19 protein-coding genes are annotated in these 14,386 nt (G+C 53.4%); 15 read left to right on the forward strand and 4 right to left on the reverse strand.

Going from position 1 to position 14,386, the window contains the following annotated elements:
- The 6 genes from ACP5VX_RS04615 to ACP5VX_RS04640 form a co-directional block, all read left to right on the forward strand.
- Positions 1-541 (forward strand): class I SAM-dependent methyltransferase (locus ACP5VX_RS04615; RefSeq protein ID WP_428724719.1); only part of this gene is annotated, 541 nt, incomplete at its 5' end.
- Positions 542-599: 58 nt separating this feature from the next.
- Positions 600-881 carry an LSM domain-containing protein gene (locus tag ACP5VX_RS04620; RefSeq protein ID WP_428724720.1) on the forward strand — a complete coding sequence of 94 codons (282 nt, stop codon included), beginning with the start codon at positions 600-602 and terminating at the stop codon, positions 879-881.
- 33 nt (positions 882-914) lie between these two features.
- The gene (locus ACP5VX_RS04625; protein WP_428724721.1) at positions 915-1,862 is read left to right on the forward strand and encodes a CBS domain-containing protein; all 948 of its coding nucleotides are present in this window, start codon (positions 915-917) and stop codon (positions 1,860-1,862) included.
- A 71-nt stretch (positions 1,863-1,933) separates the two neighbouring features.
- Positions 1,934-2,458 (forward strand): Mut7-C RNAse domain-containing protein, encoded by a 525-nt coding sequence (locus ACP5VX_RS04630; protein WP_428724722.1) that lies wholly within the window; start codon positions 1,934-1,936, stop codon positions 2,456-2,458.
- Positions 2,455-3,129 carry a TIGR00296 family protein gene (locus ACP5VX_RS04635; protein WP_428724723.1) on the forward strand — a complete coding sequence of 225 codons (675 nt, stop codon included), beginning with the start codon at positions 2,455-2,457 and terminating at the stop codon, positions 3,127-3,129. The genes ACP5VX_RS04630 and ACP5VX_RS04635 overlap by 4 nt, the downstream gene beginning before the upstream one ends.
- Positions 3,130-3,149: 20 nt before the next feature.
- Positions 3,150-3,995, forward strand: a complete 846-nt coding sequence (locus tag ACP5VX_RS04640) for an NAD+ synthase (protein ID WP_428724724.1) — start codon at positions 3,150-3,152, stop codon at positions 3,993-3,995.
- Here the strand turns inward: ACP5VX_RS04640 and ACP5VX_RS04645 are convergent.
- Entirely contained in the window at positions 3,955-4,551 is a 597-nt protein-coding gene (locus tag ACP5VX_RS04645; protein ID WP_428724725.1) for a hypothetical protein, read from the reverse strand. The genes ACP5VX_RS04640 and ACP5VX_RS04645 overlap by 41 nt on opposite strands.
- 90 nt (positions 4,552-4,641) lie before the next feature.
- Between ACP5VX_RS04645 and ACP5VX_RS04650 the strand changes: the two genes are divergently transcribed.
- From ACP5VX_RS04650 to ACP5VX_RS04670, 5 genes are read left to right on the forward strand one after another with little or no spacing between them, the layout of a single operon-like run.
- On the forward strand, positions 4,642-5,154 hold the full coding sequence (locus tag ACP5VX_RS04650; RefSeq protein ID WP_428724726.1) for a hypothetical protein: 513 nt from the start codon (positions 4,642-4,644) through the stop codon (positions 5,152-5,154).
- A gap of 11 nt (positions 5,155-5,165) precedes the next feature.
- On the forward strand, positions 5,166-6,137 hold the full coding sequence (locus ACP5VX_RS04655; protein WP_428724727.1) for an SPFH domain-containing protein: 972 nt from the start codon (positions 5,166-5,168) through the stop codon (positions 6,135-6,137).
- A 14-nt stretch (positions 6,138-6,151) separates the two neighbouring features.
- Positions 6,152-7,165 (forward strand): hypothetical protein, encoded by a 1,014-nt coding sequence (locus tag ACP5VX_RS04660; protein WP_428724728.1) that lies wholly within the window; start codon positions 6,152-6,154, stop codon positions 7,163-7,165.
- Position 7,166: 1 nt separating this feature from the next.
- Entirely contained in the window at positions 7,167-8,558 is a 1,392-nt protein-coding gene (locus ACP5VX_RS04665; RefSeq protein WP_428724729.1) for a hypothetical protein, read from the forward strand.
- A gap of 7 nt (positions 8,559-8,565) precedes the next feature.
- Complete coding sequence (locus tag ACP5VX_RS04670; RefSeq protein WP_428724730.1) at positions 8,566-8,892, forward strand: hypothetical protein; 327 nt, start codon at positions 8,566-8,568, stop codon at positions 8,890-8,892.
- Here ACP5VX_RS04670 and ACP5VX_RS04675 read toward each other — a convergent pair.
- From ACP5VX_RS04675 to ACP5VX_RS04685, 3 genes are all read right to left on the reverse strand, one after another.
- Entirely contained in the window at positions 8,863-9,165 is a 303-nt protein-coding gene (locus ACP5VX_RS04675; protein ID WP_428724731.1) for a hypothetical protein, read from the reverse strand. The two genes, ACP5VX_RS04670 and ACP5VX_RS04675, sit on opposite strands and share 30 nt — an antisense overlap.
- A gap of 9 nt (positions 9,166-9,174) precedes the next feature.
- Entirely contained in the window at positions 9,175-9,408 is a 234-nt protein-coding gene (locus ACP5VX_RS04680) for a DUF5622 domain-containing protein (protein ID WP_428724732.1), read from the reverse strand.
- Between the two features lie 74 nt (positions 9,409-9,482).
- Complete coding sequence (locus tag ACP5VX_RS04685) at positions 9,483-10,247, reverse strand: GtrA family protein (RefSeq protein WP_428724733.1); 765 nt, start codon at positions 10,245-10,247, stop codon at positions 9,483-9,485.
- 97 nt (positions 10,248-10,344) lie between these two features.
- Here ACP5VX_RS04685 and udg point away from each other — a divergent pair, with 97 nt between their 5' ends.
- From udg to ACP5VX_RS04705, 4 genes are all read left to right on the forward strand, one after another.
- The gene (gene udg, locus ACP5VX_RS04690) at positions 10,345-10,986 is read left to right on the forward strand and encodes a type-4 uracil-DNA glycosylase (protein ID WP_428724734.1); all 642 of its coding nucleotides are present in this window, start codon (positions 10,345-10,347) and stop codon (positions 10,984-10,986) included.
- Positions 10,987-11,198: 212 nt separating this feature from the next.
- Positions 11,199-13,031: an ATP-dependent DNA ligase gene (locus ACP5VX_RS04695; protein ID WP_428724735.1), complete on the forward strand. Its 1,833-nt coding sequence runs from the start codon at positions 11,199-11,201 to the stop codon at positions 13,029-13,031.
- Between the two features lie 43 nt (positions 13,032-13,074).
- The gene (locus ACP5VX_RS04700) at positions 13,075-13,845 is read left to right on the forward strand and encodes an ATP/GTP-binding protein (protein ID WP_428724737.1); all 771 of its coding nucleotides are present in this window, start codon (positions 13,075-13,077) and stop codon (positions 13,843-13,845) included.
- 66 nt (positions 13,846-13,911) lie between these two features.
- The coding region (locus ACP5VX_RS04705) for a hypothetical protein (RefSeq protein WP_428724736.1) at positions 13,912-14,386 on the forward strand (475 nt) is incomplete at its 3' end.

The raw sequence follows: 14,386 nt of genomic DNA on the forward strand, positions 1-14,386 counted from the left end.
GGTAGGCTTGGAGGGCTGTCGAAGTACCTCAGTCGCTGAGCTGTACGATTTGACCGCGCAATCTTACGACGCTCTATATAGAGAAGAGCAGTACTCGAAGTACGGGTTCATCGAAGAGAAGGGGCTACTCGGCGGCTTCAAGAGGGTTTTGGACGCAGGGTGCGGGACTGGCCTACTGTACAGCTACATGGTGGAGAGGGGTCTAGACGACTTCGAAATCTATGTATGCCTAGACGCAAGCGAGGGCATGGTTAGAATAGCGGCTTCCCGGTCAAGCGACCCGAGGTTTATACCTGTCGTGGCCTACATAGAAAACACTCCCGCGGTAGACGAGTACTTTGACGTCGCTTACTCGGTCACCGTGTGGGACAACTTGGAGGACAGGAGTAGGGCGTTGAGTGAGCTGAGAAGAGTGGCGAAAGTCGTGGTCGTGACCCGGCACCACAAGTCTCGCTCGGAGCCGCCCCCGGCTCTGGATGGGGCTTTCCGTGAAATAGGTTTCAGGGTCGACTACTTCTACGTTGCCCCAGGCGACAGATAGTTTAAAACGCCGCAATAGTGAATAATGTCTTTGATGGCCTCGTCAACGAGGTGGTCGATTGAGTAACCAACCAAGAGGCGTAAGAAACCCGTCCCCGCTCAAGGTGTTGAGGAGCGCAATAAACCAGATAGTCCTCGTCCGGGTTAAGGACGGTAACGAGTACATAGGGAACCTGGAGATGGTGGATCCGACAATGAATGTGGTGCTGAGCGACTGCGAAGAGACATCAGCCGATGGTAGGCCGATCGCGCGCTACGGTAAAGCACTGATCAGAGGTAGCCACATCGTATTCGTAAGCGTGAACTACGGGCAGGTGGCACCAGAGAGAGTAGCAATTTAAGGTTATTTGTTCGAAAAGCGGACTATATTCTAGGTGAAGAGCATAGGCGTACGGGCTATAAAGCCGAGGAGGAGACAGGACCACTACAGGTGGCTCAGGAGCGACGGATCCCCGAACTTCTCAGACAAAATATACAAGATCGAGGGAGAACTCGAGATCATTGCCAGCAAACCCGTAGCTAAAATCCCTCCAACGGCCCCAGTTATTAAAGCGATCGAGGAAATGTCGAAGGGTTTCAGGGGCCTGATAGTCTCCCAGAGAGATACCGTAGACGGTATACTGCTGGCTACTCACGTCGTAAACTACCTGGGCGGCGGGAGCCTCCACAAGATCGTGGAGCACAAGCACAACTTCAACATCTACTCAGCACTCAACAGGGAGCCCGTGGAGTCGATCCACGAGAGGAACGTCGTCACAGCGAGGTCAGACGAGAGGATATACGACGCCCTATACAAGATGGTGGTCTACAACGTTGGCTTTCTACCTGTTGTGGACAGAGAAGGGCGCGTAGTAGGGGTTCTGACCGAGCACGACCTGGTTAAGAGGCTGTCGGCGATTTACGAGTCCGGCATAAGGGCCTCCCAGGTGATGTCCTCTCCTGTCCTCACTATAGGCGCGCGCGAGACCCTCAAGAAGGCCATGGAGAAAATGATCTCCGCCGGGTTTAGGCGTCTACCCGTGCTCGAGGGAAATAGCGTGGTCGGCATAGTCACAGTAATGGACATAATCAAGTACTATGGAGGGCACGAGGCCCTCAAGAGAAGTACAACTGGAGACATCAGGGAGGCCAACTCGGTGGAGGTAAGAGAGGTGATGAGGGAGAAGATCGTCGCGGCAGAGCCTTACACGGACCTTAGCGAAGTGGTGAGGTTGATGGAGGCAAACAACGTCAGTAGCGTTCTTATAGTCGATAAGAACGGTGTTTTGCTGGGGATCGTCACGGAGCGAGATATACTCTACGCCATAACTGCGGCAAGGTGAGACACAAGAATAATAAAGCTGGGTAGACGTAGTGGGATATAACCTAGTTAGAGTCGGCTCAGTGATAGAGCTTGAGCGAAGACGAACCGCGGTTTATTGTGGACACGATGCTAGGTAGTATTGCCAGGTGGCTTAGGATACTTGGGTACGACGTCGTGTACGACAGGAGGTACGAAGACTGGCAGATACTAAAGATCGCCAAGGATGAAGACCGAGTGGTGGTCACGAGAGACAGAGCCCTCCATCACAAGGCACTAAAGAACGGTCTGAAGAGCGTCTACATAGAGAACCCCGGAGACATTCCCAAGAGCCTGGCTGTAATAGCGTTGCTGACCAACATCAGGCTCGCGGTCGACTTCGAGAGAACTAGGTGTCCTCTTTGTAACGGGGAGTTGATCAAGGTAAACAAAGAGAAGGTTAAGGGCAAGGTGCCTGATAGGGTCTACAGCCTGTACAACGACTTCTGGGTCTGTACGAGGTGCGGGAACGTGTACTGGGTCGGGTCTCACTGGAGAACGATCGAAAGGTCTCTGACCAGAGCGCGAGAAATCTATAACGAGCTGTCGAAGATATATAAGATCAAGGTGTCTCCATGAGCGTTGTGTTGCCGTCCGAGCTGACTTTCGAGGAGGGAGTACTACTGGTGAGGATCGCGAGGGAAGCGGTTGAGAACATTGTTAGGTTTAACAAGAAGATCAAACCCCCCGCAGATGTCCCTAGCAAATTCCGTAGACCTGGCATGACCTTCACTACTCTGGAGATTGTGGATAGCCAAGGCAGGCTTAGCCTGAGGGGTTGCATAGGCTTCTTGGCCCCAGTCTATAGCCTTGTGGACTCCCTGATCGAGAGCGCAATCAGTGCCGCGGTAAACGATCCACGCTTCCACCCCGTCGAGCCGTGGGAGCTAGACAGCATAGTCGTGGAGGTCTCCGTCCTTTCCCCGCCGGTAGAGCTAAAGGCGGAGAACCGAGCCGACCTTGTTAAGCAAGTAAAAATAGGCAGGCACGGCCTGATAGTCGAGTACGGGAGGTTCCACCAGGGGACTCTACTGCCCGAGGTGCCGATCGAGTACTGCTGGGACGAGGAGACGTTTCTCAGCGAGACGTGCCTGAAGGCTGGTTTGAGGCCGACGTGCTGGCTGAGCCCTGCGGTGAAGGTCTACGCCTACGAGGCCAGGGTGTTCAGGGAGAGGGCGCCGAGAGGGGAGGTAGTCGAGAGGAGCCTGGAGGAGGAGTACTCGAGGAACTGCCTTAGAGCGCGCGTCTAGTAAAGGTGGCTGTTTAGGATATGGTAGCCGGAGAGACTCCCACGATCAGCGTTGAGGATCTCCTCAAATTCCCCCTGGAGAAGACGGTGGCTGAAATATCCAATGGAATACGGGAGTTCCTAGCTGAAACGGGCGCAAGGCTGTTGGTAATAGGGGTGAGCGGAGGCTTAGACTCGTCTGTCGCGCTGACTCTACTGGCGAAGTCCGTACCCAGAGACAGGATTTTAGCACTCGTAATGCCCGACACCAGGGTGAACAAGCCGAGTGACACAGTAGACGCCGTGGAGTTGGCGGGCTCTCTCGGCGTGAGCTATAGGGTTATCCCGATAGACTCGGTTGTGGACTCGTACCTTATACTACCCGGCATCAGTAGAGGGGAGAGGATCCCCGTAGGGAATCTCAGGGCTAGAATCAGAATGAACATACTCTACCTGTACGCTAACGCGCTGAACGGCGTTGTGATTGGAACAAGCGACAGAAGCGAGCTGTTAATCGGCTATTTCACAAAGTACGGTGACGGGGCGAGCGACTTCCTCCCGCAGGCCTCGCTTTACAAGACCCAACTTAGGCGACTCGCCCGCTACCTGGGTCTCCCCGAGAAAATAGTCAGTAAGCCGAGTAGCCCGGCACTTTGGGAGAACCACTACGCTGAAGAGGAGTTGGGTATGAAGTACGAGGACATTGACAGGGTGTTGTACGCATTGTTTGACATGAGAATGGGTGTTGAGGAGGCAGCTAACGCCACGGGATTGCCGGTTAGTGTCGTGGAGAGAGTACTAAGCCTTCACAGGTCGACCAGGCACAAGAGGCAGGGTTTCAGGTACGTCAGGTTAAGCTGGGTTGAAGACCCCCTTCCTGAGATATGACCTCTCTTACCTCTCTCCTCTCCTGCTTACGCAGTACGGCGATGTTGAGCCCGGCCAGTTCCTTCTCTACATAGACGACGCCCTCGTTGATGTACAACCACGCCGAGAGGAAGGGGGAGGTGATCGCGTTGAAGTATATGGAGCAACCGTCTATTCTGATCTTGATGTTCGCGGACTTGTACGAGTACTTGTAGTTTAACTTAGTGATCACGTCTTTGTTTACAGAGACCGAGACTATCATGGGCTTCGAGTAGCCGTACAGTACGTTGTCCTCTATGATGAAGTCCTCCTTCTCGATCCTCGTGTTGACGGTCACCTCGCCGGACTCAACTGTTACCAAGTCGCCCTCGTCGACAACCCTCAAATCTCCGAAGACCTGCCCGCTAAGCTTGAATACGCCGGGGCCGATCTCGACTGTGAAGCTCCCAGTACCTTTCACCGATAGTTGGGTCGCATTAAATCTTCTGTCGTCTACTTCCACGAGCGTCGACACTACGTTTATCCTGTGAATGGGAGGTGTCATTACGAATTCCGTGTATGACTTATGGTCTCCCACACCTATTAAACCTCACGCGACCGCTATGTCGACGGGATAAGAAGGTTAATATTGGATGGATGCACTTGGAATTTGTTGAAAGTGAATCCTATGTCTGGCGTGACAGGACCAGACACCAGGCTTTACGAGAAGCTACTGGCGATCTTTCCGGGGTACAGGGGGTACAAGGAGAAAGAAGTCCTGAGGGAGACGGACAGGGTCGTTAGGGAGAGGATATATATTCTACTGAAAGAGCTCGAAGAACACCTCAAGAGGCTCTACTCAAGGGCCACCTTCTTACAGGCCACTGCTAGCGACGTTACTTTCATGGAGTCCGTCATCTATAGAGTGGACTCGGTCGCAGAGAAGGTCAGGCACGCCCCTCACGGGTACAAACCGTTGTTCAATGTAGTGAAAGTTGACGAGGAGAAACTAAGGAAGCTCCAGGAGTACGACCTATCGCTGGGTGAGCGGGTCACGAGGCTTCTAAACGAAGTGAAGGAAAGGTCTGGTAAGGCGTCTAGCCTGGACGAAGTACGAGGGCTATTCGACTACGTCGCGGGTGAGCTACAGGAGGTAGAAGACCTGGTTAACAGTAGAGAGAACTACATCCTGTTACTGTAGAGGTGGTCGCGGTGTCTGGTAGACAAACCAATGTTATAGAGTGGGTTAACCCGGGCCCCGACGACATCCTCTGGGTTTACCCGAGCGAGGACATTAGGTGGGGTAGCGTAGTCGTAGTCCACGAGTACGAAGTAGCCGTCTTCATGAGGGACGGGAAGGTCTACGACGTGCTACCCCCCGGGAGGCACATTGTGACGACCCAGAACATTCCGTTGCTGACAAAAGCGTACAACCTCGTCATGGGCTACGGCGAGACACCCTTTAAGGCCAGAATCGTGTTTGTTTCGACCAAGCAGTTTAGGGGTAGGTTTGGTTTATCAACTAGGGTAAAGTTGGGCCCCCGCACCCTCTACATGACCGAGCTTCAGATGTACGGCGACTACTGGTTTAGGGTGGTAGACCCCGTTCTCTTCTTGACCCAGATAGCCGGGGCAGTCCCCTCTCTGACGACGTCTGCGGTCACAGAGTTCTTGAGGTCTTACTTTGTCGAGCTATTCATGCAGGAAATATCGAGGTACACCGCTATAGACGTGTACACTAATCTCAGGGACATTGAGGTAAAGGTGAAGTCGGGGAACGTCTACGAGGCTTTCAAGAGCAGGGGGCTGGAACTGATCGACGTAAAGGTGGCAGGTGTCTCCTTACCCCAGTTGGAGAAGATGGAGAAAGAAGACCCCACCTACGGGCTGCCACTGCTGATCGCGATACAAAAGGGCGACGAGGACAAGGTCCTGGAGATCATAAGGACTGTCGAGAGCCTTCGGGCCCTGGGAAGGTCGCCGGGCGTGGGGGTACTCGGGGCACTCGTCGCTCTCCCAAGCGTTATGCAACCGGTGGCTCAACAGGCACAGCAGCCGAAGGAGGGCAAGCCCGTCATAGAGAAGTTGAGGGAGCTGAAGAAGATGCTAGACGAGGGTTTGATAACTCAAGAAGAGTACGAGAGACTGAAAAAAGAGCTTCTCGAGGAGTTCAAGAGAGAGTAGCGTGAGGACCTGCCTTGCTGAAGTTTTGGAAGAGCGACCGAGAGAAGTTCGAGGAAGAAATGAGTAAGGCCTTCGACGCTAGGAACAAGGGGAAGGTCGACGAGGCTATAGAGCACTTCATGAAAGCCTACGAGATCGCCGCCAAGTCTAAAGAGGAGGAGCTGAGAGGAATCGCAAACGTACCCCTTTCATACGCGTTAGTATACAGGGCTTTGTCCACTGGTAGACCCAAGGACATCGAAGAGGCCCAAAAGGCTGTCGCGTCTCTGCCGGCGGAGTCCGAGCTCGACTTGGCTTTACCCAAGAAGGTGAAAGCGGGCGAGCTCGCCGAGGACCTCAAGTACCTGGCCCTACTTCGCAGCGTGCCCGAGATCGACCTGTCAAACCTGTCCAACTACAGTCCCAGCGACGCGTCGAAGTTCGAAGAAGTGGGTAAGACGTTCGTTTCAGCTGGTAGCAGGAAGTTCGTTATCGAGGACCTGGTAAACATCCACGAAACGTTCGAGTCTATAGGCTACAAGCTACTGGCTTTCTCAAAGATGATAACCGCTAATCAGCTAGAAGAGGAGGACCCCGACAAGGCCATAGAGGCCTACTCAGAGGCGCTAGGGTATCTCGGGTTGGCCGCTAACGTCGACGAATTTGTTAAAAAAGCGAATGACAGGATTAACAAGCTTAGCAAGGCCACCCGTTGCTGGGTCTGCGGTAGGCCTGTCCAGGGCGAGGGGGTCCACTTCATATACCTAGACACCTTCACAACGAGGTACATCCTCAAGAAGCACGGTGGCGAAGACGAGTTGATGATACGCGAAGGTAAGGTAGCTGTTTGCGCCGTGTGCTACGGCGCGATATACATGTTGAGCGACAAGATCTCTAAGCACTACTACGAAAGAGCACTAGAGGAAATGAGGAGGCTCGAAGAGAGGTTAATGGCGCAGATATCGGCTCTAAGGGCCGAGATCGAAATGCTCAGGGTCTCCGTATCCTCTATTAGAGTGGGGTATAGAAGGATTGGCCCAGACATCTAAATTGAGGTGCTCTAACTGCGGAGCCCCGCTCCCCCAGCCTAAGCCTGGTGAGGAGTACGTTAGGTGCGAGTACTGCGGTTACTGGAACAAGATCGTAGACACGCAGAACTACACTCTGCGGCTGCTCGAAGAAGTCAAGCAGTGGATCTCCAGCCTGGTCCCCAGGCAGGTCGTATCCTCGTCTACAGTAGACATGGTCGCGAGGCACCACTTGTTCCAAGCCTACATCGTGCCGAGGATAACCCCGAGACTGGCAACGGCTAAAGCGGAGTTCTACAGGACTATAAGCTTAGGCCTGGTAGACGTTAAAGGTCTATTGAGAAGGCAGGAGCCCGGAGACCCCAAGCGCTATTTCGAGGAGTCCTTCAAGCTCTCTGCTTTGAGCGAGCTGGCGGGGTCGGACGAGGACCTAAGCCTCGTGAACACTGCGGCCGGTTACTTTAGCGCAGTGGCTTACATCAACAACGCCCTGGTAAACGCAGCAGGCGAGAACTACTCCGAGGCGGCGAAGAACCTCGAGGAGGCGGCGAAGGTGCTGGACTCTATAGGCGAACCCAGGATTGCCCAGAGAGTCAAAGCCGTGAGCGGGGTCTACAGAGCCCTCGCGGAGGTCAAAAATAGAGACCCCACCGCTTCTTCCAACTTGATCAGGGGCCTCGACGCAGTCGACCCCTCCGACAGGCTTGGTGTCGAAGTAGTGAAGGTCGTAGTGGACTGGTCGAATACGTGGCTTCAGCACGGTAGAGACCCGTTCGAGCCTTACGTCAAGACCGTAGAGTTTATCAAGACTTACAGGGAGCTGACCGGCAGGCCGGTCGATGAGGACTTCGTCGAGCTGTTGAACGAATACTCGAGGGTACACTACGCGAAGCTAGGAGCTGGGAAAGTCCGCTACGCGCAGGGAGCAGGGGACGTCCTCGCCCCCTTCTACCTTTCGAAGGTAACAGTCACGGCTGTGACGGGAGGGCTTTTAAGCAAGAAGGGCGAGATGATAGACTTCAACACTCTGGTACCCGCCTCAACACCCCTAACACACCCACCGGTAATAGACGTAGACTTCGTGTCCAAGGCTAAAGGCAAGGGCTTGAAAGAGAAGGTAAAAGCCTTCAGCGCCTCCTGCGTCGAGCCAGTGGTCAAAGGGCTGAGAGACGACTCCTTTAGCTCAAGTCTCCTCGTAGTACCGCCGTTGACGCCCAGGAGTGTCGCCGAGAGGTACTACTACGAGTATTGGAAAACGTGGGGGCCCAAGTTCAAGGCTACCAATATAGCGGTAGAGGTCGGCGACTTGGTGTACGTCCCCGGCGTACTGAAAGAGGGCTACGTTGAGGTGTGCGGCGGAGTGATAAGATTGCTTATAAGGGACGCGTTTATGTTGAATAAGGTGGTGGTCTAGTATACCTTTGAGGTACAAACCCCTATACGACTTCCTGGCACTCGTGTTCAGCCTCATTGCGGGGATCGGCTCGTCGTATAACCTGCCAGCGACTCAGTCCTTGGAGGTTGGACTACTAGTCCTCTCTTTGTGGCTCTCATTAACCGGGCTTCTGCTAGAGAAGGAGCCCTCGGTGTACGTCTCCCGGAGAACTGTTAGGGGCTCACTCGGTGTCATACTGTTCTCTATTTCATTGGCGGGCCTCCTGCCTATAGACATGAGAGCGAAGGCTCTTGTGGTTGTTGCGGGGCTCGGCTTTTCTGGGCTATACGCCTACGTGCTCGAGAGAGGCTAACCTGGCGGCCTTATTCTTCAGTTTTTCCACGAAGTCGTCCAAGTCTGTCGAGATGACGTACAACCCCTCTGGCTGGTACTCTAGAGATGAGCAGTCCGTCGACGCAGCCTTCGAGAACAGGGTTATTTTACCGACCAATAAGTTGTCCTCCGTCTCGAAGCAGAGGACGTATCTAGGTTCTCCTCTCTCGTACAGGATAAACAGCTTATATTCTCCCTGATCTTCCTCGTACACCTTGTCGAAAAACTTGCTCAACTTGCTTTTTAGGGACAAGAATTACACCTAGACTGCGTCTACAAGCCTCCTTACGTCGTCCGGCAGGTCCTGCTCCTTCACGACAATGGCTGAGGCCGGAGGTTTTTTCGTCTTGAACGGGAGGACCACGTAGTTCTGCGGGTTGTTGAAGTCGCCACTACTCTTACCCTTCTTACCGAATCTTACTTTGAGTAGTCTAACCTTAACGTAGAAGCCGTCAGCTCTCTCGACGTAGATGAACTTGCCGTGTTTAAGCCCCATGGGTAGGCACCTTAAAGTAGTTGATGTGTTCAAGGCTTTTAAACAGGCTCCACCGGGTAAATCTATGGTCTTGCCTACTCCCAGGCATAGTACCTGCTGATCATGTAGTTAGCCACAAAGCCTACTAAAATGCCCGCCAATAGGCTCGCCGTGTAGTTTACACCGAGCACGATCGTCCCCAAGTAGACTAGAAGTATTTGCGTGACTAGGCTCGCCGCCGATGAGACGTGGAACTTAAGGAGCCTACCGAAGACCTTGTGGGGCTTACGCCTCGCGAGGTCTACAAACGTCCAGTGTTCATGTAGATTGAAGTTCCACAACGTACTGGCCTCGAAACCGACGATCGTCGATACGATAGCGTTAGCGATCCCCAGGTAGTACAGTAGGCTGGCGACAAAAAGGTTTACTATAGTGCCTGTGAACCCCACGAAACCGAACTTAAACAACCTCAAAGGCTCTCTCAAGAGCATTTTAAGAGGGCTCGGGAGCTTGCTGACGACATAGCTGTACATTGTTGTCATGTCAACCTTGTAGTCCACGTAGACGACGTCACGTTTTTTTATCGCTGAGCCGGACTTTCCTGCAAACCCGAAAACATCTCGTGGGTCGCCGTAGACCCCAACTATACCTTTTACGCCCCACGCACTGAGCGAGTCGCACACCGGCTTTAAGGGGGACACGGCCTTAATAACGATAGTGGCGTCCTCTGTCATCGTGCTAAGCATTTCAGCGATCTTCACCGCGTCCTTCTCGCTGACGAAATCGGCTAGGAGGAGAACTTTTCCCGCGTCATCCCCACTATTGAACGAGCTAGTTTGGCTGCCCCTAGGGCTGTCCAATTCTCTTTTCTGTGAGCAATCGACTTTCACAACCCTAATCGGAGCTCTTATAGCGCTCACACCACAGTTTATCAACAGTCGACACGGATATTTTAACATGAACAAGGTGTTCTGCTTGGAAGACAGTTGGGAGAAGCTGATTCGCGAGATCGCCTCTTGTACAAAATGCCCGCTCCACTTGAGCAGGAAGAACCCTGTCCCGGGAGAGGGTGACGTGAACTCTCCTGTTCTCATAGTTGGCGAAGCCCCCGGCAGGACAGAGGACGAGACGGGTAGGCCTTTCGTGGGTGCTGCTGGTCATTTTTTGACAGAGCTACTGTACTCCATAGGGGTGGACAGGAGCAAGGTGTACATAACCAATGTAGTCAAGTGCCGTCCACCCGAAAACAGGGACCCAACAGACGAGGAGATCGCAGCGTGCTCGCCTTACCTCGTAAGGCAGATCAAACTAATAAAGCCCAAGGCTATCATTGCGTTGGGGAGGCACTCGGCGAGGTTCTTGTACCAGTTAGCAGGCCTTAAGTGGACTAGCATGACGCGCGAACACGGTAAAGTCAGGTCGGTCGAGATCCTAGGTTTGAAAGTGAAGTTGGTGGCAACGTATCATCCAGCGTCAGCCTTGTACAACCCCGGGTTACGCGACGAGATCGAGAAGGACTTTAAAGGGCCGATCAAACAAGTGGTCGAGGAGGCCTTCGGTAAGCAGGCTGAAGGCCTTCTCAAGTACATGAAAAAGTAGCCCCTGCCCGCGCATCAGAGTAACACTGACATATCATAGCATGGGCTCAATCTTGCCGGGTAGTCATCATCAACATTTCATATGGTCGTGTTAGTCCTTTATTTACGTTATAGCGTCGTAGAGTATGTTGGACCGGCGTGTAGCCGCTTAAGTCTATTAACTGCTTTTAGAGAATATTATACTGCGGAAAAAAGCGGGCACGGTGATTTTGCTTGAGTAGTACGGGCGACCTACCTTTCAAAGTGCTTGCGGACACTTTTGAGTCCCTGGAGAGCATTACTGCTAGGACTCAGATGGTCAATATCCTAGCCGCTCTTTTGAAGAAGACACCCCCGGAGATCATCGATCGGGTTGTGTACATCATCGAGGAGAGGTTGTGGCCCGACTGGAAGGGCCTGCCCGAGCTGGGGATAGCCGAGAAGTCGATCATCAGGGCTATTGCTATAGCAACGGGTCAGAGCGACGACGTAGTGGAGAAAACCGCGAAGACCCTGGGAGACCTAGGCAAAGCCGCCGAGTCCCTGATATCGGCTGCGAGAGAGAAGCAGAAGAGAGCTACTTCGCTGCTGTCGTTTGTGACTACTAGGAAGGAGCTGACGGTGTCTAGGGTCTATGACACGTTTGTCAGGATCGCAATGGCGCAGGGGGAGGGGAGTAAAGACATCAAGATCAGGCTTTTGTCTGGTCTGTTAGCGGAGGCGTCCCCCAAGGAAGCGAGGTACATAGTCAGGTTCGCCGAGGGGAAGCTGAGGCTTGGTGTAGGTGAGGCAACGTTAATGGACGCCCTGGCGTTAGCCTTCGGGGGAGGCTCCTTTGCAAGGCCTATTATTGAGAGGGCGTACAACCTCCGGGCAGACCTGGGAGAAGTCGCGAGAGTATTGGCAACGAAGGGCATTGAGGAACTGAAGGCTCTTAAACCAGTGGTAGGAATACCGATCAGGCCCATGCTCGCCGAGAGGCACAACAACCCCAAGGAGATACTGGAGAAGGTGGGTGGTGTAGGATTCGTCGAGTACAAGTACGACGGGGAGAGGGCGCAAATACACAAGAAAGGTAACGAAGTAGTGATATTCTCGAGAAGGCTGGAGAACATTACTCACCAGTACCCTGACGTTGTGGACTACGTCAGGAGGGGCGTCAAAGCGGAAGAGGCCATAGTCGAGGGCGAGATCGTCGCGATAGACCCGGACACGGGCGAGTTCAAGCCTTTCCAGGAGCTGATGCACAGAAAGAGGAAGCACGACGTACAGTCTGTGGTGAAGGAGATCCCTGTAAGGGTGTACTTGTTCGACTTACTCTACCTCAACGGTGTTGACTACACTATTAAACCACTGCCCGAGAGGAGGAGGGCTCTAGAAGAGGTTATCGAGAAGAACGAGGGTCTTGATATAGCAGAGTACATCACGGTGAAAAACCCCGTCGAGTTGGAGAAGTTCTTCATGGAGGCCATAAGTGACGGTGCTGAGGGGGTCATGGTCAAGGCTGTCCACAAGGACTCGGTCTATCAGGCTGGTACACGTGGTTGGCTGTGGGTCAAGTTCAAGAGGGACTATAGGAGCGAGATGATAGACACGGTAGACCTCGTCGTGGTCGGGGCTTTCTACGGCAGAGGCCGTAGGGGCGGTAAATTCGGAGCCCTGCTCATGGCCGCGTACAACGAGGAGAAGGACGTCTTCGAGACCGTCTGCAAAGTGGGTAGCGGCTTCACAGACGAGGACCTGAACAAGCTACCCGACCTACTTAAGCCCTACATCGTGGACAAAAAGCCGGCGCGGGTGGTCTCGAACATCGAGCCAGACGTCTGGGTTGTACCAAAGCTGGTCGCCGAGATAATAGGTGCCGAGTTGACTCTTTCACCACTCCACACTTGTGGGGTGGGCAAGGTCAGGGCTGACGCCGGTATCTCTATAAGGTTCCCACGCTTCATCAGGTGGAGAGACGACAAGAGCCCCGAAGACGCCACCACCTCAAACGAGCTCGTCGAGATGTACAAGAACCAGTTGAAGAAAATAGTCGAGAAGCCCGGGGAAGGAGAAGCTACTTAAAGCAGATTTAACAGATTTTTCCACCCTCGGGTGGGAGCACTTGGTGGTGATAGCGGTTTTTACTGGTGTCGCTGGCTCCGGCAAGTCTACTCTGATAGCATCGTACTACAAATGGTTGAAGAGGAGGCTGATAACTAGGGTCGCCGTCGTAAACTTGGACCCCGGCGCAGAGGTGTTGCTGTACAGGCCAACCCTAGACATAAGAGGCTTCTTCACGCTGGAGGATGTGATGAGGAAGTTTAGGCTGGGCCCCAACGGCGCGTTCATTAAAGCCGCTGAGTTGGTGGCCGAGAACATCGACAAGGTGTTGTCAAAGGAGCCGTTTAGCAACCTCGAGGAGTGGGATATGGTCCTCGTCGACACACCTGGACAGCTGGAGGCTTTCATCCTCAGGCCGGCAGGTAGCAAGGTGCTACAAGAACTCTCTAAAAGAGGCAACACGGTCGTCGTCTACCTGATAGACTCGTCAGTCGTGGAGAACGTTGCCGACGCGATAACTCTGTGGTTACTGGGCTTCCTCGTACAGGTCAAGCTGGGTCTAGACGTAGTGCCCGTTTTGAGTAAGGCCGACCTCGCGAAGAACGTCAGTGCTCTGAAAAGCTTAGTAGACAAAGATGCCGACGTTTCACGACTATTCGATACGCTTGAGGCAAAAGGTTTAGTCGCGGACCTCGTCCCAGAGTTCCTTCACCTAGTGAACAAGACGCGAGGCGCCTTTAGGGCTGTGGCAGTCTCGGCTGTTCGGGAGGAGGGGCTAGAGGAGCTACACTTCTTGATACACGAGGCCTTTTGTGGCTGCGGCGACTTGACGTGACGTAGGAGGGCTACGTTTTTATACCGTCCTGGTAAAGGGATAGACGTAGTAAAGCAAGGTGTCTTCATGAACCCCGGGTTTGGTTTAACGAACTTAACCTCGATTACAGCTATAGAGCTGAGCAAGGCCGGGTGGGGCTCAGCCCTAGTACTACTCTTGGCGGGCATAGCACTGTTGTTTGCCGGGAGGTTGCTTATCAAGACTATAGTTAGTGTGGGTTTCGGGATTCTACTCGCCTACCTGGGACTGAGAGTACTGAGCTTAATGAGGGTGGGCCAGTTAGCTGAGATCGTAGCGGTCTTAGTGTTGTTCGTTATAGGGTTTCTCGTGGGCTGGACGGTCTTTAAGTTGTCTCTATCACTGATCGCTGGTTTGGGCATAGGGCTGATAGCGGGCTCGTACCTTGGGCTTAACCTACTCTACACGCTCTTGTTATCGCTTGTCTTGATCGTGATCATCTACCTTATATTTGACTACATCACCTCCGTGATAGCGGTCCTAGCCGGGCTGGTGCTGATTTACATTTCGGTAAGCTCTCTCG

The sequence above is a fragment of the Thermogladius sp. genome (assembly GCF_049970955.1).
Classification (GTDB): Archaea; Thermoproteota; Thermoprotei_A; order Sulfolobales; family Desulfurococcaceae; genus Thermogladius.